Raw genomic sequence first — 21,038 nt, forward strand, 5'->3', positions numbered from 1 at the left:
ATTATACAAACGAAAACCCCCTAGCTCTTATAACAGCTAGGGGGTTTTCGTTTATGCTGAATTTAGGATTGGATAAATTGCTATGACTTATGACTCAATAAATTTGGGATTTAAGAAAGTCTATTCTTGATGGACGTTATGACAACGCTTTGCTAATTGTTGATGAGCTAGAGTTGATGAGTCGAAAGAGTTATATCCGAAATATTAGGAGTTTCCTCATCAGACTTATGATTCATTTATTAAAAATCAGGTTAAACAGAGATTAAATAATTCATGGGCAGCTTTTATTGAAGGTTCGATTTTATAAATTCAGGATTTAAATTTACAGGATAATAACCCTCTTCTAAGAAACAGAAATGTTTCTTTACATCCATTGGGAATGCGATCGCTTTCCTCGGACGCTTTTGTCACTTTAGGCAGAGGAAAAATAAAAATCAAGTAGAGTTTCCTGGCAATTTTTCAATGTCTGTTGTGATCTGCCAATATCTGTGTTCTCCACGTTTTCCGTGAATTATCTCTCTAATAAATCTTTTTTCACTCTTGAGATCAGAAAAGACACTTTTGAATCTCTGCCAATCTAAATATTGAGTACGCTGCTTTGGAAGTAGCTCTACATAATGATTTGAGCGAATTGCGACTATATAATTGAGACTCATTTCATCTAACACAGATATAAAATTAGTCCCACTCTCACCATATAAACTATCTGCCAATACCAAATTGAATTTAAAGCCCATTGACTTGAGCTTTTTCATAAGCATTGCTGCTATTTGTGGTTTGGTCAGGTACTTATCTCCTGGCTTCAAAGTTTCACGAGGCTTGTATACTTCAAACAGTAATGGAAAGGTCATTCCGCAGAACATACCATATGCTGTTACTACAACAATTCCATTCTGAATCTTTCCTAAATTTCCTATATACTGCCTTTTGACATAATCTGTTGATAATTAATGGTTGATGTGGTTAAAGCTGATGCTCAAAAGAAGAAGCCTGGCCGCCGTCCTAAATTAATTATTGAAGACCAAGTTTTAATCGTCATCGACGTTTTGGGTTAAGATCGAATTTAATCGCGGGAATTTATAATCACGAATTAGCCATATAAATCGGATAAAAATTGGATAAAAAAATCGAATTAATCAAATAATTTCAGTATTAATCAATGACTGAAATGATGTTTGCTGCCATCTTCCTAACTAGCGATCGCCAGATAATACTTGCTAGAAGAAAATGATAACCTCTTACTATTTTAATGTCCCAAAATTGAAATAACTTTTAATTATACCACAAAATATTTATGCAAGAGTTCTAAAGAATTGCTATAAGATCAACTATATTCATCCCAGAATATCGAACGTCAGTTTTCACTGTGTTGTATTTACTTTAGCATCTTCAGCCACCTCTTTGATTGTCCAACTTCTTTCTGCTGCAAGTTCCCTAATCTTTAGTCTAACTACCCTTATTTTATTTTGATAAAAGCGAGATTCCACTTTTTAAAAATTAATGAGGTGGATTCCACCTACTATATGAACAATATCAAAAGCGATCGCTCGTCTAGCCTGAAAAACTAACAAAGCGATCGCTATCTTCACTTTTAAAACCAACCAAGCATAGAAGTCACCTCCCATACTTAGGTTAAAGGTTGATCACCCTCTCCGTGTTGTTTCGTCCCCGCCTCTGATAGTGGTGCAGACATGATTTGCTTTTGCTGTTCTTGTAGCCAGGTTTCAAAGAGTTCATTGAGTAGCCGCACTTTCATAAATTCATCCAGTTGTGCTGGGATAAATTTTTCTAACCGCAAAATCACGAACCAGTCGGCGATGCGGGTAGGGGGCAATATCTGACCGGGTTGACTACTAGATAGCATTTGCACCATTATCGGATGTAGTGCATTCAGTTCAATCGGGCCTACTAAGCCTCCAGTTTGGGCTTCTGGCCCCAGTGAATATTCACGGGCCAAGTCAGCAAAAGAGTTTTCTTTTGCCTGAATCCGGAAGTAAAGTTCTTGGGCTATTCCCACATCCTGGGTTCGCAGTAGAGAATAAATTACTTTATCTAGTTTTGTCTTGGACTGAAAAAAGTAGGATTCTAGTTTATTACCCCAGGTAGCTTGCTTGAATTTTTCAATTTTAAGCTTACGAGTGATAATGACTTCTAGTTGTTCGGGAGTCAGCCCTTGATTTGCCATCCAAGTCTGGATGTCTTCTTCATTTTTGAACTGTTTTTCAGCGTAAAACTGCTGTTTAGCTTGGGCTACTTCCTCAGGTGTACATATTGCTACGTTGGCAGAGCGTGAGTTTTGTTCTATTGCCTCATCAATAATCAATTCGCGCTGCAAATGTGGCAGCATTTGGTAATTTGCCAGTAAGGAAATCAGTTCACTAGCTGTGATTGTACGATTACCGATTTGGATCGCTTCAGTCATTAGCTTTCGGGCATCTTAAGAATATCTGGTCTGTCAAAGAAGCTAAACCGTAGCCTACTCACTGGGAGCTTTTGTTTTAATCTTACCGAGTTTCGTACGCTAACTTCACTTTCGTAATAATTAAATAGTGGCTTTAACATACTTTAAAATATACAGCTTATATGAGTTTTTATCAAAAATTCTACGTAAATACGACTAGATGTGAAAAAAAAGGATAAAGGTGAATGGGAGCATCCCAATTTTGCAATTTTACCAAAATAGTTACAAGTTAATTGCGATTGCTTTGCTTTACTGCGTTACGCTTGCAATGACAAATTATGTTTTTACACATTTGGGATGCTCTCGCTCAAGTAACTAATAACACTTCTCGTCGCTACTGCAAGTTAGAAGACGAAATTATCAGACTGAGCTAGGGTGCTTTGAGATAACCTTCTGCTAACAAAGGTTTTTTAGTTAACCAGAAATACTCACTTTATAGCGAGTCTCATTTGAATCTGACTTTTCCCATTATATTTTTGGTAGAGCGATGTCTACGAAGGGCTGCGCCTACGCTCACTATACCTCTATCCCAAAGTCCTATTATGTATCCCACAATAAAAAATTCTAACGTTTACAATGACTCTAAATAATTCAAAAGATCCGCCATTTCTTGGGGGCTAGGTTGGAATTTTGGCATTGGCGGAGTTTCGCCACTGATCACTTGGCGAATCAGTCCATATCGAGACTTATGCTTTGAAACAGCTTGCAAACTGGGGCCTACTCGCCCATCTGCTTCCAAGCCATGACAGCCAGCACAATTAATTTGAAAGATCGCGTGTCCTTGAACTGGGTTTCCTGTTAAGGATAGAACGCTCTTAACGTATGGATCGGAGGCTTGAACCAACTGAACACCAAAAAAGCCCAAAGAGACTGCTAGCAGTATAGCCAGCGTCAATAAAACGATCCTTTGAATCAAAATTTCAGGTTTGGTAATCTGGTTATCCAAAAGGTTTGCTGTGAAAATCTAGGTGTGCTAAAAAGTTTTCATTTCCTACACATAGCTTAAAAGTTCTTGATTGTGTCTGCAAGCACAGAAGACTATTTTCTTGTGGGCAGCCACCCCCCAAAAAGGCTGTAGGGCGCAGGATTCATACGAAATTTGGTAAAATCAAAAACAGGCAACGAATATTTAATAATTTCAAAGAGGAGATTTACAGTGGTTGAACCCCTACTATCAGGTATTGTCCTTGGTTTAGTTTTCGTCACCCTTGCTGGACTGTTTTACGCTGCCTATAAGCAATATAAGCGCCCCAATCAGTTGGGGGGATAAGCAGTGCTGAGTTTTGTTAGCGGATAGCTATGGTTTAGCCATGTGCTGAGTTTTGAGTGGGAATATGAGGGGGATGAGGAGACAAAATAAAATTTTCTCCTGCTGCTCCTTTGTCTGCCCCCTCTTTTCTCACTGGACAATTCTATAGAAAGTAAGTGATGTGTTGCCGTAAACTTTCTCGCGGCAAATTTCCCAAGCGAGAATCTCTGGCGGTGTCCAACCTTGTGAGGCGTGTTCAACTGCGATTTCACCGCTAGGATCTAAAAGTTGATAGTGAGCGATCGCTTCTAAAACTGGCTGATACAATCCACTGGCATAAGGTGGATCAAAGTAAATTCTATCGAATTGCTTGCCTAATAAAGTCTTTAACTGTTGGAAAATATCTCCCCGCAATACCCGAAGTTCTTGCTCGGTATTCGCTACCTGCTGCCAATTTTGTTGGATGGTGGCACAGGCTCGGCTCGATTGTTCAATTCCCACTACTAGGCTGGCTCCTCTACACAAAGCCTCTGCGCCCATTGAACCAGTACCCGCGCACAAATCTAGCCAGCGACAACCTGCAATTTCTCCCTGCCAAATATTAAACACTGCTTCTCTTACCCGCGCACTAGTTGGTCTAGTTTCTTTTCCAGGTAAAGTTTTTAGCTGGCGATTCCCGTAAATTCTCAGGCTCATTGATTATTAGTCATTGGTCATTAGTCATTGGTCATTAGTCATAAGTTTTAGACAAAGGACAAACAACAAATAACAAAAATAGGATTAGGCAGGAATTTTTTCGCGGACTTGAGCAACAAAATTAGATAGGATTTGCAATCCAATGTTAGAGGATTTTTCAGGGTGAAATTGGACTGCCATCAGGTTTTCGTGGGCGATCGCAGCTGTGACGGTTTGAGTACCGTGAGTAACAGTTGCTGCACGGATTAGCGGGTCTATTGGGTCAACATAGTAAGAATGGACAAAATATACCCAAGGATCGGACGGTAAATGCTCCCACAAAATACTTTTTGGTTGAGTAACTTCCAGTTGATTCCAACCCATGTGAGGAATAGTGATGTCAGGTTCTGAGCGAAACCGCCGCACTTTTCCTTTGATAATTCCTAGTCCTGGTTGAGTACCTTCTGCACTTGATTCAAAGAGAATTTGCAATCCTAAACAAATTCCCAAGAACGGTTTACCAGATGCGATCGCTTCTTTAATCGGTTGTTCCAAACCACGCGATCGCAGGTGTTGGACTGCTGGATCAAATGCTCCCACTCCCGGCAGAACTATTGCATCTGCCTGCTCTAATTCCTTTGGAGAATAAGTAACATTAGGAGTTGCTCCAGCTTTTTCCAAGCCTTTGCAGACTGAGTGCAAATTTCCCATCTCGTAATCTACGACCGCAATTACTGGCATTCACCTGCTCCTTGTAAATTTATTATGGAGGGTTTTTCTATTCTAAATAATATTTGTTATGAAGGAAAGAATTCTATTAACTTCTTTTGACATTTGCCTAAAAGATGAACAGTCGAATTCTTTTGATGATTTATTATTTGAAGTTACCAAACTTGATCTGATACCAGATGATTTAAGTTTTTTACCCTAGTTACCCGTAGATGTGCAACTTGCCAGTACTCAGGTAATGGAAAAAATCAATGCAATTCAACCTGATTACATCATCTTTTGTGGCATGGCTGCAAGGCGTACATAATTAAGTATGGAAGCAGTTGCTAAGTAACTAGGCAAGAATAAATCAAATTAGATTAAGTAATGTAAAAACTCTTGAGATTATTTTGTAGTCAGGGCTTTAGACCTCATTTGAGGACTTTAGTCCTCTCTACGAGACGCTGCGCGAACACTACAAACCTTTAATTATTTACACCGCTTTACTTAGCTGTAAAACAATTGTTTTACAAACAGCAGTTAATTTAGAAGGATTAGTGAGGGGAGCAGCAGCAATTGAGATTAGCCCCAACTGCGGTAAATTTGTCTGTGTTCGCATAGTGTTTCGCAGAGTACTTAAGCCAAAAACAACTCACGGTACGTTGTATATTTGCCCATGTTCTGGTTCTCAATCAAGAAAATTTGATGGGGATTCTTGCAAATTCCGTATTAATTATTAACAAACTGGCACTTTCATCAAGTGGTTAATGTCTGTATGGTGAAATGAATATCTAAGTATATGTTGCCATTGTTACTAATTTTCCCAATTGCTCAATTAACTCCTGCCACGCCACCACCTGAAGAAGTCGTGCAACCACAAGAAGTGCGTCCTTTACCAGGACAATTGGATACAGTACCGACGTTTAACAGCAATAGTCCAGAATTGGTTTTGAAAGAAGGAATTTTACTCTCCACCTTTCCACCAAATGGGAAAAAAGTGCCAAAGGCGCATTTGAATTTTCCCTTTCGAGGACGATTTGATATTTTTGCCCATCATATTACTAGAGCTGAACCAGCAGAGAATTTGCGCTCGCTCTATCTAGGAATAATTTTGCACAACCCTGGTTCAGAAGCAGTAAAGGTGAATATTTTGCAGGCGGCGAGTTATTTGAGTCAACCGGATGCACCATTTATTGAGCTACCATCTTTTAGTCAAAATCTTTTGGGTACAATTTTTGCTGGCCCAGGCGATCGCGTCATGTCTGATGTACTGAGAGGACGGCGACAAGAGATTTTTCCTGCCCAAATTGAGATTCCACCAGGGCAAAGTCGGATGTTACTAAATTTACCAATTCCTGTGCAGGGATTGACACCACCCCTGAATGGTCGGTCTACATTGATCCGACTGCAAAGTAATGGCACTGTCTATGCAGCTAGCCTAGCTATGTTTGCACGGGTTAATCCCGATGGTAGTGAGCGATCCCTACGACAACCCGAAGCGGGAACGCCGACTTTAGAAGAGTGGCAAAATTTACTAGATAATGGTGATTTGGCTGGGCCACGGGATAAAGCGCCCACTCCCTTAGAAGAAACTGGCAAACCAAGAATTTACGGGCGTGTTGCTGGAGTGGCTGGTGGTTCACGATGGAGAGCTTTATTAGTAGATAATCCTAAAGCGAGGTATTTGACTATTCCCCAGCCTGGTCAAATGTTTTCCTACCCTCTGAGTAGCCTGCATGGTGGCACATTAGGAACTGGTCAAATTCAAAGTGCTACTATGCTGGTGCGCTATCCTGACACCGCATATCGCGCTCATGGGAACTATGGGATTCAATATAATCTCAAGTTGCCGCTATATAACAATACTCGAAGTCCTCAAACTGTAAGCGTGTCGATACAAACACCACTCAAGGAGGATCAATTGGGAAAACCGGGGTTGCGCTTTCTTAGTACACCAGCCCGTCAAGTATTCTTTCGAGGTACAGTGCGGATACGTTACAAAGATGAGCAAAATCAGCCAAGAACTCAGTTTGTGCATTTAGTGCAAAAGAGAGGTCAACCAGGGGAACCCTTAGTTTTATTAAATATGAAAGCAGGCGATCGCTCTTTAGTAGAAGTTGACTTTCTCTATCCGCCAGATGCTACACCACCGCAAGTATTAACAGTTTCAACTCAAGCGGAACCTCGGTAATGAGTCATGGGTAATGGGTAATAGCTTTTCTCTAATTACCTGTTACCAAAAAATATTAATCAACTGAGTCACAAAGCTTTACTGTTTACCAACTTGGCGCGACTCAGAGGCATATCGGTCATAGATAAATTATTCGGGGCGATCGCTTACCTAACAGAGCGGTGAATGTGATCCGTGAATTAACTTCTTCATATTAATAAAACTTTTCACCCCAAATTTGTGTATTTAGGGTGAATACCTATTCCGCCCCATGCGTTGCAATAGAAATAGCAGACTATAGCAGGCAATAAAAGGACGGCATGGCAACCGAGCAAAAAATCAATCAAGAAACAGAGTTAAATTCGCTCCAGCACCTTATGGGAATCCTGATTTTACTGGTAGAGGATGAGCCAGATATTGCAGATTTGCTCACCTTTGTTTTGGAAGCAGATGGTGCAGAGGTGATTGCTTTAAGCGATGCAGAAGCAGCCCTTGCCTTGGTAGAATCGCTTCATCCCGATATTCTGCTGTGCAATGTGAAATTGCCCGATCATGATGGAAATTGGTTAATTGAGCAGATTCGAGTGCATTCTTGCTTATCCTTAAGACAGTTGCCTGCGATCGCTATCACTTCTTATACACGGGAAGTCTCAAGTCATAAGGCTTTGAATGCTGGCTTTAATCGATTTTTAGTCAAGCTTGAAAGTCCAGAGGAAATCGTAGGTGAGATTGTTCACCTGCTATCTACGAATCTTTAAAAATAGAGTTGTCGGGAAATAGTGACTAAAATCGCTGAAAGGCTTAGGGAGTCTAGGTTTCAATAATTTTAGTCAGAAATCAAGAAAAAGCTTACCACAAGCAGGTTTCAAGGATTTTTGAGCTTATTACCCAACAAGTCTAATAAATACTCTGTCTTAATGTCGTTTTTGACACTGATTGTACTAATCGGTGTTGCAAGTACACAGCTAGCTGTACACTCCTACAAACTACTCAGTTTAAACTAACAGACTCTCAAAGCTAATAATACAATTTTCTTCAGAATTGTACTGAGATTATTCGGCATGGTAAGTAATACCTCTCATTAATAAATGTATTAATCATATAGCTTCGCTGCACACCAATAATTTTCAATTGTAAAATATCTAGTACAGGTCGGAGGAAATAAACCTACCATTTGATTACAACCAGAAAGCCAAAAATGAAAGCTTTTTGACTTTTGACTTTTGACTTTTGCCTTGCGGTACTAGCCCAATTTCAGGACATTCTTATTTTAATTTTTTACGTTACAGTATTTAAGTGTTATCTCTGCCTTTTTGATTCTGTATCAAGCGTTGGTGTTCTAAAAATGTACTTGATTGCATGAAAAAGACAGAGAATGCAATTAAAGTTGAAAACCCTTTGCTGGTTTTTTTTGCCCTTTACCCTTGGGTTTAGATTTGTTAACTTCTCCTAAAGCTTCTTGAAACAAGTTGTGTAAATGTATAGGAACACTAGCAATTTCTGGTAACTCTGGCTCAATAGGTTTATTGAATTCTTGCAAAAGTGCGTCCAAGTCGCTTTCAAGACGAAACTCTGGACGTTGCAGAACTGTTTGCAAGACATTTTCTAATTTAGTTGGATATTGTTGCGCTAACCGATGCCAAATAAAAGCATTAATACTTTTATCTTCGAGGTAATAGCGAACTAGTTTTTCAGCCCCTTGAACACTTTGCCAGTCCTCTGCCGATAAAATTGCTTGTACCTTACTATATGTTGGTAAAAACATTTGTCCCCAACGAGGATGAGAAAGAGCTGTTACTTGTTCTGCTTTCTTGAGTTCCGCAGGTAAATCAACCTTTGGCATCACCATTTTGCTATTACTGCTTTTGCTATTAAACATCTGAGAGACTACGTTGGAATCAGCACCAAACTCTTCTGCGGCTGCTTTTATTTCATCGTCTCCAATGCCAGCTGCTTCTGCTACTTCAGCCAAGGATTTAGAAGTATCAATTCCTGCTTCTGCAAAACGTTTTTCAGTGATTAATTCTTGGAATTCAGCTATTTTTTTATTAAGCTGGTATCCAGGTAATGTGATTTCATCAGTGCCAAAAAAGTCCACAAACTGCTGATGATATTGTCCTACTGACTGCCAAGCTTCTTCTAGCAAGTCTGGAGCATCGCTGTAAAGATTACTTTTATAGTTTTCTTTGAAATTACCAATTGCTACAGCAAGTTTTGGTTTACCTAATTTACCCATTATTGTGTAGGGCCCAGAAAACATCCAGTAGCTATCGGTAACAGGAGAAATGCGAGTTAGTAAAATTTCTCCTACTTTTAACCGAGATATTGCCTGTAATGTTTGAGTATTATTTGGCTTGACGATGTAGTGTTTATCTGTCAACCAGTTCGTCAATTCAAAGCCATCAGGTAGAATATTCGTTATGGCAAATAAGCCAATAAAACTATGATGCCAACTGTTGATCAGGTTGCGATCGCTTTCTTCTAAGTCTGGATTGCTTTCGATAAACAACTCTAATGGAGACTTATCACCCACTTTCCCGGCTGTCAGAAAGCTATCGATAATTAAGTCCTGCTGTGTACTATCCCCACTTCCACGGCGCAACTGTGCTGCTGCATAAGTTTCCAATGCTTGTGCTAGTTCGCCTTCAGCATCAAGGACAAAATCAACTAAAGCTTGTTTTAATTGGTGCGATCGTTCTAATATGACATCCACAAGTTAATCTCTCGGTGCAACAGATGTAGATTATAGCTCTTGAGAGAATTACAGCATCTAGCTATTGCTAGATTTATGCGGATTTAGCCGTAAAGCTTACTTTAAACTAGATACAAAGCATCACACAAGGTCATTACAGATGGTTGCAACTCCAAATTCTAGCTATATTTCCCCAGAAGACTATCTCAAAGGAGAAGAAACCAGCCCTATCAAGCATGAATATAGACAGGGACAGATTTATGCAATGGCAGGAGCAAGTAACGCCCATGTAATTATTTCTCTTAATATTGCTTCAATGTTGAGAAATCATTTGCGCGGGAGTGGATGTCAGACTTATATCTCAGACACCAAAGCACATATTGAGTCGATTAATATCTATTACTACCCCGATGTTATAGTAAGTTGTGACCAACGAGACAGAGCTTTTAACAACTTTCTGCGTTACCCTTCGTTAATTGTAGAAGTGCTATCTCCAACAACAGAAGCCTTTGACCGAGGTGATAAATTTGCTGACTACCGACAAATGGAGTCACTTCAGGAATATGTACTTGTGAGTCAAACTCGATTAAATGTTGAGTGTTTTCGCCGCAATTCAGAGAGACAATGGGTACTTTATCCCTATGGACAGCAAGACATCATTCATTTGGCAAGTGTAGATTTTCGGTGTGCTGTTGCAGATTTATATGAAGACGTTACTTTTGAATCCCCCTAATTGACTGACTACTAGCTCAAAAGGTAGAAACCAGAATATTGAGGATTTAAAAATGTGTTTTTAGAGAGCAAAATAAAAAGGCAAAAGAAGATTTTCTTTTGCCTTTATTAATTTTTACCTTTTTAGGACTTACGCACACTCTACGAATTCTCGGCGCTCTTGGCGTCTTGGCGGTTCGAGAAATTAAGCTTTTTAGCAATTTTTGCGTAAGTCCTACTTTTAATAGAGATGGGAAATTTCAAGTCTCTATTCATCGTCGAAATCATCGTCGTCTTCCTCATCTTCCTCGTAATCGTCGTCGTCTGCGACTTCATCGGCGATTAATTCATCTTCGTCATCTAGAACTGATCTTTCTGCACGTCTGCTACCAAAACCAGATTCCCCAAGAGTGGGAGAATCTAAATTATAGGTGCGAGCTGTGCGGTCATCTAAGACCATATCCAGAGGATCATCAACTTCATCTAAGACACTACTGGTAATTTCAGCAGCATAATCATCGATCGCACCAGGTTCTTCATAGGTATTGTAGCCAGTCCCAGCCGGAATCAATCGCCCGATAATCACGTTTTCCTTTAAGCCGCGCAGCCAATCGGATTTGCCTTCAATAGCTGCTTCGGTAAGTACCCGTGTTGTCTCTTGGAAGGATGCGGCGGAGATAAAGCTATCGGTGTTCAACGATGCTTTAGTGATCCCCAACAATACTGGGGTATATTGTGCCCTAGCACCGCCTGTAATTGCCATAGCTTCGTTCACCTGCTCAACTTGGCGCAGTTCCACCAATTCACCAGGAAGCATTGTGGTGTCACCACCATCATCAATCCTGACTTTATTGGTCATCTGGCGAACAATCACTTCAATGTGTTTATCGGAAATATCAATCCCTTGAGATTGATACACCATTTGCACTTCATTCACCAAGAATGACTGTACCTTCTGCAAAGCATGGCTAGCACAAGCATAGATTCCATCTTCAGAACCCAGGCTAAAGAAAATTTCCAAAATTTCGTGGGGATTGGATGGGCCATCGGTTAATGGTTGTCCCGCTAACACAATCGATCCATCTGGCACAATCAAATTTTGTCCTGGGCCTAGAGGATAATCTGTTACCACGCCATTTGATTCCACGACCTTGATAGCGATCGCTTCATCACCACTTTCAGCGTAAACTACCTTAACTTCACCCCCTCGGCGACATAAAATGCACGCTTCTTTGGGTTTACGAGCTTCGAGTAGTTCCTCAATCCGGGGCAAACCTTGAATAATATCTCCGGTTTTGGCGCGTTCAAACACTAGCAGCACCAAGTTATCACCCCGTTGTACCAAATCGCCGTCTTCTATCTGCAACACAGCACCAGGGCTGACTCGATAAGGGCGACCGATACGGGTAGTAACAACGTAGTTTTTAGTACTCAAGGCTGATTCCTCACCAGATGCAGCAGTGGCACTTTTGATATCCACTACTTGTCCTGATTCTGGGGCAAAAACTCCAGGAGCAACTTCTGTACCTTCTACTAGCAAGTCACCCACTTTTACTTTTGGCTGAGTACTAGTATTAATGGTCAACCTGTCAGCATCGCGCAATACCAAACAGCGACGCACGTTTTCGGTTCCTTGTCGAACGCCCCGCACTTCCCCGCCTTCTTTACATAAGATTTGAGTACGTGCAACCACAGATCCAGGGGCGATAGTAAGCCCATCTTGTACCTCAAGTGTGGTTTGGGTGCTACCTTGGGTGGCATCGGCGGTAATGTCTCGACGAATTACCAAGGATTCCAAAATTACCAGTTGTAAACGTTGAACTTCTGGGTCTTCGGTATCCTCTACTAATTCAATATCTGCTGCAAGGGGCGAAGCATTATGGTCTTGTTCCCCTTCTTGCTCAATTTCTAGCACTAGCTGGGTTCGCAGCAGTTCCACGCCTTCAACAGATTTGACGCGTTCTGAATCTTTGTAAGGTAGTCGCTGCACAGCCCGCAACTGAATCGATCGCCCGGTTTGTTGGCTCACAGATGTAGTCGATGGCACATCTGGATTATCCGGTACGGCAAACTCAACAACTGGACGACTCAACAGGGCAGGCCCTTCTGGTGTCTCCACATACTGGATATAACGCAATTCCGTGGCGACATTACCTTGGAATTCCTCACCTGGTTGGATGAAGGTGTTATCTCGCCCGATAACTGATTCTGGATCGTCCACCATCAGCAGTTCCCCAGGCTTAACCACAACTTCCCGCAGGATGTCGTTTTTCTGGGTAACTTCTATCACACCACTGTTTTGGCAGAAGATATCTTTTACTACCTCAGTGCCAGCTTCTACAAACTGACCGTCTTCTACCAACAGCAAGGAGATATCTTTATTAACTTCGTGGCTTTCTTCGGGAATCCACAAAAGAGTACCGCCCTGCACGACTTCATAACCCAGCTTGGCTTTGCCTTTTTTCTGGACTTCTACACCCGCGAATTTCAGGAATCCACCAGTGGTTGTCCGATAGCGGTCATCAATTAACTCAGCTACCACTTGACCATTTTGCACTTTTGTGCCTGGTGTGGCTCTGAGGTTAAATACTTGGTTGTTACCAGTGGAGACTAAGTAATTATTGCGACCTTGAGAACTTTGGACTGTCACCGTTGCTTGATCTAGTACCACAGAAGCAGTGATAATTTCAATTTCTCTAGTACTCTTACCTGGGGTAGCTTCTGGTAAGCGCACCACACCGCCGTGCAAACTGGTTAACTTGGTTTCTGCTAAAACTCCGTTAGAAGCGATCGCATCACCATTTTTCACTACCAATTCTGCACCAGGTGGTAAGTTGTAAACTTCCCCAGACAAAATCCAAATCAAGCCACCGCGTGCGGCTGTGGTTGTGGTATTACCTTGACGGTCAGTTTTTTGTTCTGGAACAACTTCGGCAAATTGCACTTCCCCTGCTAAGTCAGAGGCTACATCTTTAACTGCTTTTTCTGTATTAGTCCGAGTTGTGCGTCCACCAAGGGCAACCTCTGCCAACAACTGACCTTGTTTTACCTTATTTCCATCAAATACATATAGTGTTGAACCTTGGGTAAGATGAACCTCTTGGTTCTCTGGGGTAACATCACCTACTTTTGTTGGCTCCAAAAGCATGATGCCATTAGCCTCAACATATAAGGCATCTTCCCCGTGGCGGGTACGATATGTTCTGGTCTTCAGTTTGCGGGGAAGCTTAACAGTTCCATCGATTTTAGAACGAACTTGTTGCGCCACTTCTCCAGTAAACACCCCACCTGTGTGGAATGTCCGCATGGTTAGCTGAGTACCAGGTTCACCAATACTTTGGGCGGCAATAATCCCTACAGCTTCGCCCAAGTCCACCATCTTAGCGTGGGCTAAACTCCAGCCGTAGCAGTGTTGACAGACAGAACGTGCAGCTTCACAAGTTAGGGGCGATCGCAGCACAACTTCTGCCACCCCAGATTTTTCGATTTTCTTGGCCAAATCTTCAGTAACTGGGGTATTGCGTGGTGCAATTACTTCTTTTGTCACTGGATGCAGCACATCTTCGCCAATTACCCGTCCCATCAAGCGGGTTCCCAGAGGGATCAAGGTTTTAGCACCTTCTGTCATTGGTCGAATGGGAATTCCTCTGGTGGTACCACAGTCAAATTCCCGAATAATCACATCTTGGGATACGTCCACCAAACGGCGGGTGAGATAACCAGAGTCAGCCGTCCGCAAAGCAGTATCCACCAAACCTTTTCTGGCACCGTAAGACGAAATAATATATTCCGTCACAGTCAGTCCTTCCCGGAAGTTGGTTTTGATGGGTAAATCGATAATTTCCCCTTGAGGATCTGCCATCAGTCCCCGCATTCCCACCAATTGCCGGACTTGAGAGATGTTACCCCGTGCCCCGGAGAATGCCATCATATATACGGAGTTGAGGGGATTAGTCTTCTTGAAGTGAACGACGACTTCATCCTTCAAAGCTTCACTAGTACCATTCCAAGTATCGATTACCTTTTGGAAGCGTTCTACTTCAGTGATTTCTCCCCGTTGATAACGGGTTTCAGTAGCGCGAATTTCTTCCTCGGCTGCTTCTAAGAGCAATCGCTTAGTTGGTGGTATCATCAAGTCATCTACACTGATGGAAACCCCTGCTTTGGTAGCGTAGCGAAATCCTAAATCTTTCAGTTTGTCCGCCATCACTGCGGTTCGCGCCGTACCATAATGCGTAAAGGCCCAAGAAATTAAATTTCTCAGTTGACCTTTGTCAACCACCCGATTGCGAAAAATCATTTTTTCGTTAGTCATTAATCATTAGTCCTAAATTAATAATTAGGAGTTAGGAGTTAGGAGTTATTAATTACAAACTCCTAACTCTTAACTTTTCACTCCTCACTTTTAGCTTGCAAGTGCTTCCTGAATGGCATTGTTGTAAATAACGCGGCCAGGAGTTGTGTATATATACTGTGAAAGTACATTGCCTTTAGCGTCTTGTCTGACTCGACGGAACTTATAGAGTAATGTGCGCGTACCATCCTCGTTTTCCGTCACTTTCAGGGGTTCTGTATCCGGTTGGTCTGATTCTATTTCACCGTCAAACCGCACATAGATATAGGCGTGCAAGTCAATTTGATCTTGCTGGAAAGCCATAATTACATCCTCTAGGGAAGAAAAGTAATTTCCTGCTCCTTTTGTCGCACCCGGATTTTCTGCTGTTAAATAATAGGCTCCCAACACCATATCTTGGCTAGGCGTGATGATCGGTCTACCCGTGGCTGGTGACAAAATATTGTTAGAAGCTAACATCAACAACCGCGCTTCAGCCTGACTTTCTAACGACAGAGGAACGTGTACCGCCATTTGGTCACCGTCAAAGTCGGCGTTAAACGCTGGACACACTAGAGGATGCAGTTGAATCGCTCTACCTTCTACCAAAATTGGTTCAAAAGATTGAATACCCAAACGGTGCAACGTTGGTGCCCGGTTTAGCATTACAGGGTGTCCTTCAATTACCTCTTCCAGTACATCCCAAACACTGGGATCATTGCGGGATATCAGCTTTTTCGCAGCTTTGATGTTATTTACCATGCCGCTACGAATCAGGCGGTTAATCACAAATGGTTGAAATAGCTCAATTGCCATTTCTCTAGGCAAACCGCACTGGTGAATTTTCAGCTTTGGCCCGACCACAATTACAGAACGTCCAGAGTAGTCAACTCGTTTACCTAACAAGTTTTGTCGGAAACGTCCTTGCTTACCCTCAATAATGTCGGACAAAGATTTCAGGGGTCGGTTATTTGCCCCTACCACAGTGCGTCCGCGACGACCATTGTCAATCAAAGCATCCACTGCTTCTTGCAGCATCCGCTTTTCGTTCCGCACAATAATTTCTGGCGCCAAAATTTCTTGCAAGCGTGCCAAACGATTGTTGCGGTTAATTACCCGCCGATACAAATCATTCAAATCGCTAGTGGCAAACCGTCCGCCATCTAGTTGTACCATTGGGCGCAAGTCGGGCGGAATCACGGGAATAACTGCCATTACCATCCACTCTGGTTTGGAACCAGTAGCGATGAAGTTGTCAATTACCCGCAGTCGCTTAATTAGCTTGGCCCGCTTTTGTCCCTTGGCGTTGCCAATTTCTTCGCGTAGGCTTTCGGCTTCTTGTTCCAAATTGATATCGGCAAGCAAACGCAACAGCGCTTCAGCCCCAATACCTACTTCTACGCCTTGCAGCACAGAATCTTCGCTATAAATTTGGTCTTCTATTTCCAACCACTGGTCTTCACTCAGTAGCTGTTTGTAAGTTAAAGTTTCGGCATTACCTGGACTCAGGACAACATAAGAGTTGAAATAGACAATCTGCTCGACATCCCGCAAGGGCATATCCAACAGGATGGAAATATAGCTAGGAATACCCTTGAGATACCAAACGTGAGCTACTGGTGCGGCGAGTTTAATATAGCCCATGCGGTGGCGACGCACCCGTGACTCAGTGACTTCTACCCCACAGCGTTCACAGACAATACCTCTATGACGAACTCTTTTGTACTTACCACAATGGCATTCCCAGTCTTTAGCGGGGCCAAAGATGCGCTCACAAAACAAGCCATCCATTTCTGGCTTGAGAGTTCGGTAATTAATCGTTTCTGGCTTGGTAACTTCACCGACTACTTGACCATTGGGCAATGTTCTCTCGCCCCACTGGCGAATCCGTTCAGGGGAAGCCAAGCCGATTTTTACGTAGTCAAACTGATTAGTTTGGGCAGGTCTCATACTTAAGTGCTGAGTTTCGAGTTATGAGTTTTGAGTATATTTAGTTTTAAGGTTTGAATTAAGAGGTATCCAAGTGCTAAATGCCAATTACTGAGTTTTTTAATACTCAGCACTCAGCACTCAGCACTCAACACTCCTTATTCGTCGTCTTCCAGCGATTCGCGGGAAAGAGATTCATAAGTTGGTCGAGGAGGTGTGCGACGGGCTGATTGGTCTGCCATCAAATCGACTTCTACATCTAGGGAACTGCCGTCTGTTTGGGTTTCTACCTTGTGTACGGCAATGTCTAACCCCAATGATTGCAACTCGCGCATTAGCACTTTAAAGGACTCTGGGGTTCCGGGTCGAGGAATTGCCTTACCTTTAACGATCGCATTTAACGCTTCATTCCGTCCTTGCATATCGTCAGATTTAACTGTGAGCAATTCCTGTAAGGTGTAAGCTGCACCGAAGGCTTCCAATGCCCACACTTCCATTTCTCCAAATCTCTGACCACCTTGTTGTGCTTTACCACCCAAGGGTTGCTGAGTCACCAGTGAGTATGGGCCTGTAGAACGGGCGTGAATCTTATCATCCACCAAATGCACCAGTTTCAGCATGTAAGCCACACCGATGGTAATTGCTCGGTCAAAGGGTTCGCCTGTACGACCGTCATACACCATGATTTTGCCTGGGTTATCTGGGTTATATACCCAATCTTTCCCTGTTTCGTCTCGTGCTTCTTGCAATTTGCCATGTACGATTCGGCGGGATGACTCTTCCCCGTACATTTCATCAAAGGGAGTAATTTTAAATCGCACTCCCAAGGTCTGACCAGCCCAACCCAAGAGACATTCAAATACTTGTCCAACGTTCATCCGACTGGGTACACCCAAGGGGTTAAGTACGATGTCCACTGGTGAACCATCGGGCAAATAAGGCATATCTTCCGCCGGTAATATCCGAGAAATAATCCCTTTATTACCGTGGCGTCCTGCCATTTTGTCCCCAACTTGGATTTTGCGTTTTTGGGCAACGTACACCCGGACTACCATATTGGCTCCTGGTGGCAGTTCATCGCCTTGTTCACGAGTAAACAAGCGCACATCAACTACGCGACCTTTTTCACCGTTTGGTACTCGCAGAGAATTGTCTCGCACATCCCGTGCTTTCTCACCGAAAATCGCCCGCAACAGTTTTTCTTCTGGCGGTTGGTCAGATTCACCTTTGGGTGTTACCTTACCCACCAAGATATCTCCAGCTTCTACCCACGCCCCAATGCGAATGATTCCCTGTTCATCCAACTGACGCAAGGCATCTTCCCCGACGTTGGGAATTTCTCTGGTGATTTCTTCTGGCCCGAGTTTGGTTTGTCTCGCTTCAATTTCATATTTTTCAATGTGAATTGAGGTATAGACATCATCCTGCACCAGTCTTTCAGAGATTAAAATTGCGTCCTCGTAGTTGTAGCCTTCCCAAGGCATATAGGCAACGACGATATTTTGTCCTAGCGCCAATTCACCGCCTTCGGTGGAGGAGCCATCAGCTAATACCTGACCAGCAACAACCCGTTCACCAATGCGGACGAGAGGTTTCTGATTTAAACAGGTGTCTTGGTTGGAACGTTGGTACTTGGAAAGGGTGTACTTAATTTCTTGGGTATTAGCTTTAGGACGAACGCGAATTTCTGTAGCATCAACGTAAGTGACATCGCCATCAGTACGCGATACAACCACCATCCCGGAGTCTCTTGCTCCTTGGGCTTCCAAACCAGTACCCACCAGAGGGCGTTCTGGTTTAAGCAGGGGTACTGCTTGCCGTTGCATGTTCGATCCCATCAGCGCTCGGTTAGCGTCATCATGCTCCAAGAAGGGAATCATGCTGGTTGCTACCGACACAATCTGTACGGGAGATACTGCTACGTAGTCCACCTGTTCTGGTGTTGTGGTGGAAAATTCTTGACGATAACGGACTGGCACTAGTGGCCCAATAATATGCCCGGTTTCATCTACAGGAATGTCTCCCGGAGCAACCCGCAGATCGTCTTCTTCATCGGCTGTCATATAGGCTGGAGGCAGATCAAATCTGACTCGCCCATTTTCCACAGGTCTAAATGGTGTTTCAAGGAAGCCGTACAGGTTAACCCGCGCATGGGTTGCTAAGGAGCCAATCAATCCGGCGTTGGGGCCTTCTGGTGTCTCAATGGGGCAAATGCGTCCATAGTGACTAGGGTGAATATCCCGCACGGCAAAACCAGCGCGTTCGCGGGTTAAACCACCTGGGCCAAGGGCACTTAGACGGCGTTTGTGGGTCAGTTCTGCTAGAGGATTAGTTTGATCCATGAACTGACTTAATTGGCTGGAACCAAAGAATTCTTTGATTGCTGCTACCAATGGTTTGGGGTTCACCAAGGAAGCGGGAGTTAGCACTTCCGCATCGGATACGGTCATCCGTTCCCGAATAATTCTCTCTAAGCGGTTTAAGCCCACCCGCACTTGGTTTTGCAGCAATTCACCGACGCTTCTCACCCGACGGTTGCCTAAGTGGTCAATGTCATCGATATTACCAATATCATATTCTAGGTTGATCAGGTAATCTACGGCTGCCAAGATATCGCCAGCAGTCAACACGCGCATTGTGTCGGGGACAGAAAGGCGCAATTTCTTGTTGAGTTTGTAGCGTCCGACGCGACCAAGGTCATAACGTTTCGGGTCAAAGAAACGAGAATCTAGGAGTTGTTGTCCACCTAATACTGTGGGTGGTTCACCAGGACGGAGTTTGCGATATAACTCCATCAGAGCTTCTTCTTCAGAGAATTGCCCTTCTTTTTCGATGGTTTTTTGGAAATACTCTGGGTGGCGTAAGGCGTCAAAGATTTCGTTGTCTGATAACCCTAAAGCTTTTAGGAGTACCTGCGCTGACAGTTTGCGGGTTTTGTCGATGCGTACCCACACCAAATCGTTACGGTCTGTTTCAAATTTCAGCCATGCTCCCCGGTTAGGAATTAAGCTAGCTGAATAAGTACGTCGCCCGTTTTTGTCGATTTCTGATTTGTAATAAACGCCTGGCGATCGCACAATTTGATTGACAATTACCCGCTCGGCTCCGTTAATAATAAATGTGCCGCGATCGGTCATCAAAGGCAAATCACCAATGAATACCTCTTGCTCTTTGATTTCCCCGGTTTCCTTATTAATCAACCGTGTGGGAACATACATTTGGACGGCATAAGTACTATCCCGCCGTTTGGCTTCTTCGACGCTGTACTTTGGCTCCTTGAGTTTGTAGTTATGACCCAAAAAGTGCAGTTCTAATTTGCCCGTATAATCTGTAATAGGACTAAAGGAGTTAAGTTCTTCTATCAGCCCTTCTTCCAAAAACCAGCGAAAGCTCGAACGCTGGATTTCAATCAAGTCGGGCAACAGAAAGGCGGGTTCCATGTATGTTTCTTTAGTCATGCCTCTTCCTTTGTCAACCTGGTAAAATTTTCCCTTGGACACTGCTGTTTTACGCTTCCCACTGCTAGCTAGTGTCCTTAGCTGTTTGGGAACTCCTTCTTACACACTTGCTATTTACAGGTGTGGGCAGCAGCCATTAAAGCTGGAATGAGCAATTTGGACAAGGGGGTAATCGCCCAAAATCGGGGACTCAGACGCCAAAAACCCACTATAGTCTTGATTTAAGAAGAATATACAGTTGAGATATTCCTGAGTTTTATCTACTTTCTTCATTTCCCCTCCAAAAAGCGCGTTAATTTGCTGACGCAGCTCTAGACGGTGTGTCTTATATCCACCCGGCTATTTATACTCTCAGTGATATCCTAGATATCCTAAGACTGAGGGAATGATCCGCACCTTGTCGGCTTTGAATCAGAATCACTTCATTTTGCTGGATTATACTCACAAGGCAATTTCATTTAACGATTTTGAATAGGTTCGATACACACCAAGCCGAGGTTGTGTAATTTAGCTCAACTTGGGTTGGTACATTTAGTCATGTGTGGAGAGCATCCGCTTGTAGAGAATTGGAGGATGACCAAGCCGATAACAGTACGGAAAATTAGGCTCAGAAATTTCAGGTTCCTTCCTTTATCATTATGGCGCAAGCAAA

The 21,038-nt window shown here is 43.0% G+C and carries 14 protein-coding genes and 3 pseudogenes; 6 read left to right on the top strand and 11 right to left on the bottom strand.

Going from position 1 to position 21,038, the window contains the following annotated elements; translation table 11 throughout:
* Positions 1-437 precede the first annotated feature (437 nt).
* Positions 438-944, bottom strand: a pseudogene (locus CDC33_RS00010) (transposase); the annotation flags it as partial.
* A gap of 6 nt (positions 945-950) precedes the next feature.
* On the opposite strand from CDC33_RS00010, the pseudogene CDC33_RS00015 reads away from it, so the two are divergent.
* A pseudogene (locus CDC33_RS00015) lies at positions 951-1,040 on the top strand (IS5/IS1182 family transposase); the annotation flags it as partial.
* Between the two features lie 450 nt (positions 1,041-1,490).
* On the opposite strand, the gene CDC33_RS41070 reads toward CDC33_RS00015, so the two are convergent.
* The 3 genes from CDC33_RS41070 to CDC33_RS00030 form a co-directional block, all read right to left on the bottom strand.
* Positions 1,491-1,625 carry a hypothetical protein gene (locus tag CDC33_RS41070; RefSeq protein ID WP_280524383.1) on the bottom strand — a complete coding sequence of 45 codons (135 nt, stop codon included), beginning with the start codon at positions 1,623-1,625 and terminating at the stop codon, positions 1,491-1,493.
* A gap of 2 nt (positions 1,626-1,627) precedes the next feature.
* Complete coding sequence (locus CDC33_RS00025; RefSeq protein WP_109006737.1) at positions 1,628-2,422, bottom strand: peptidylprolyl isomerase; 795 nt, start codon at positions 2,420-2,422, stop codon at positions 1,628-1,630.
* A gap of 610 nt (positions 2,423-3,032) precedes the next feature.
* A complete protein-coding gene (locus CDC33_RS00030; RefSeq protein WP_109006738.1) occupies positions 3,033-3,407 on the bottom strand; it encodes a c-type cytochrome in 375 nt (124 codons plus the stop codon).
* 210 nt (positions 3,408-3,617) lie between these two features.
* Between CDC33_RS00030 and petG the strand changes: the two genes are divergently transcribed.
* Positions 3,618-3,731, top strand: a complete 114-nt coding sequence (gene petG, locus CDC33_RS00035; protein WP_063721252.1) for a cytochrome b6-f complex subunit V — start codon at positions 3,618-3,620, stop codon at positions 3,729-3,731.
* 129 nt (positions 3,732-3,860) lie between these two features.
* Here the strand turns inward: petG and rsmD are convergent, their stop codons facing one another.
* Positions 3,861-4,406 carry a 16S rRNA (guanine(966)-N(2))-methyltransferase RsmD gene (gene rsmD / locus CDC33_RS00040; RefSeq protein WP_109006739.1) on the bottom strand — a complete coding sequence of 182 codons (546 nt, stop codon included), beginning with the start codon at positions 4,404-4,406 and terminating at the stop codon, positions 3,861-3,863.
* A gap of 84 nt (positions 4,407-4,490) precedes the next feature.
* On the bottom strand, positions 4,491-5,126 hold the full coding sequence (gene hisH / locus CDC33_RS00045; protein ID WP_109006740.1) for an imidazole glycerol phosphate synthase subunit HisH: 636 nt from the start codon (positions 5,124-5,126) through the stop codon (positions 4,491-4,493).
* Between the two features lie 58 nt (positions 5,127-5,184).
* Here hisH and CDC33_RS41840 point away from each other — a divergent pair.
* Positions 5,185-5,418: pseudogene (locus CDC33_RS41840) on the top strand (peptidase C15); the annotation flags it as partial.
* A 168-nt stretch (positions 5,419-5,586) separates the two neighbouring features.
* On the opposite strand, the gene CDC33_RS41075 reads toward CDC33_RS41840, so the two are convergent.
* Complete coding sequence (locus CDC33_RS41075) at positions 5,587-5,712, bottom strand: hypothetical protein (RefSeq protein WP_280524384.1); 126 nt, start codon at positions 5,710-5,712, stop codon at positions 5,587-5,589.
* A gap of 180 nt (positions 5,713-5,892) precedes the next feature.
* Between CDC33_RS41075 and CDC33_RS00050 the strand changes: the two genes are divergently transcribed.
* Both CDC33_RS00050 and CDC33_RS00055 read left to right on the top strand, forming a co-directional pair.
* Positions 5,893-7,284 carry a DUF3370 domain-containing protein gene (locus CDC33_RS00050; protein ID WP_109006741.1) on the top strand — a complete coding sequence of 464 codons (1,392 nt, stop codon included), beginning with the start codon at positions 5,893-5,895 and terminating at the stop codon, positions 7,282-7,284.
* A gap of 299 nt (positions 7,285-7,583) precedes the next feature.
* Positions 7,584-8,021, top strand: coding sequence for a response regulator (locus CDC33_RS00055; RefSeq protein WP_109006742.1), 438 nt, complete (start codon positions 7,584-7,586; stop codon positions 8,019-8,021).
* A gap of 623 nt (positions 8,022-8,644) precedes the next feature.
* Here the strand turns inward: CDC33_RS00055 and CDC33_RS00060 are convergent.
* Positions 8,645-9,976, bottom strand: a complete 1,332-nt coding sequence (locus CDC33_RS00060; RefSeq protein WP_109006743.1) for a hypothetical protein — start codon at positions 9,974-9,976, stop codon at positions 8,645-8,647.
* Positions 9,977-10,115: 139 nt separating this feature from the next.
* Between CDC33_RS00060 and CDC33_RS00065 the strand changes: the two genes are divergently transcribed.
* Positions 10,116-10,688 carry a Uma2 family endonuclease gene (locus CDC33_RS00065; protein ID WP_109006744.1) on the top strand — a complete coding sequence of 191 codons (573 nt, stop codon included), beginning with the start codon at positions 10,116-10,118 and terminating at the stop codon, positions 10,686-10,688.
* 246 nt (positions 10,689-10,934) lie between these two features.
* On the opposite strand, the gene CDC33_RS00070 is transcribed toward CDC33_RS00065, so the two are convergent.
* The 3 genes from CDC33_RS00070 to rpoB form a co-directional block, all read right to left on the bottom strand.
* Positions 10,935-14,981, bottom strand: a complete 4,047-nt coding sequence (locus CDC33_RS00070; RefSeq protein WP_109006745.1) for a DNA-directed RNA polymerase subunit beta'' — start codon at positions 14,979-14,981, stop codon at positions 10,935-10,937.
* A gap of 90 nt (positions 14,982-15,071) precedes the next feature.
* A complete protein-coding gene (locus tag CDC33_RS41535; protein WP_109006746.1) occupies positions 15,072-16,949 on the bottom strand; it encodes a DNA-directed RNA polymerase subunit gamma in 1,878 nt (625 codons plus the stop codon).
* A 137-nt stretch (positions 16,950-17,086) separates the two neighbouring features.
* Positions 17,087-20,386 (bottom strand): DNA-directed RNA polymerase subunit beta, encoded by a 3,300-nt coding sequence (gene rpoB / locus CDC33_RS00080; protein ID WP_109006747.1) that lies wholly within the window; start codon positions 20,384-20,386, stop codon positions 17,087-17,089.
* Between the last annotated feature and the right edge of the window lie 652 nt (positions 20,387-21,038).

The sequence above is a fragment of the Nostoc commune NIES-4072 genome, from assembly GCF_003113895.1.
GTDB classification, from domain to species: Bacteria; Cyanobacteriota; Cyanobacteriia; order Cyanobacteriales; family Nostocaceae; genus Nostoc; species Nostoc commune.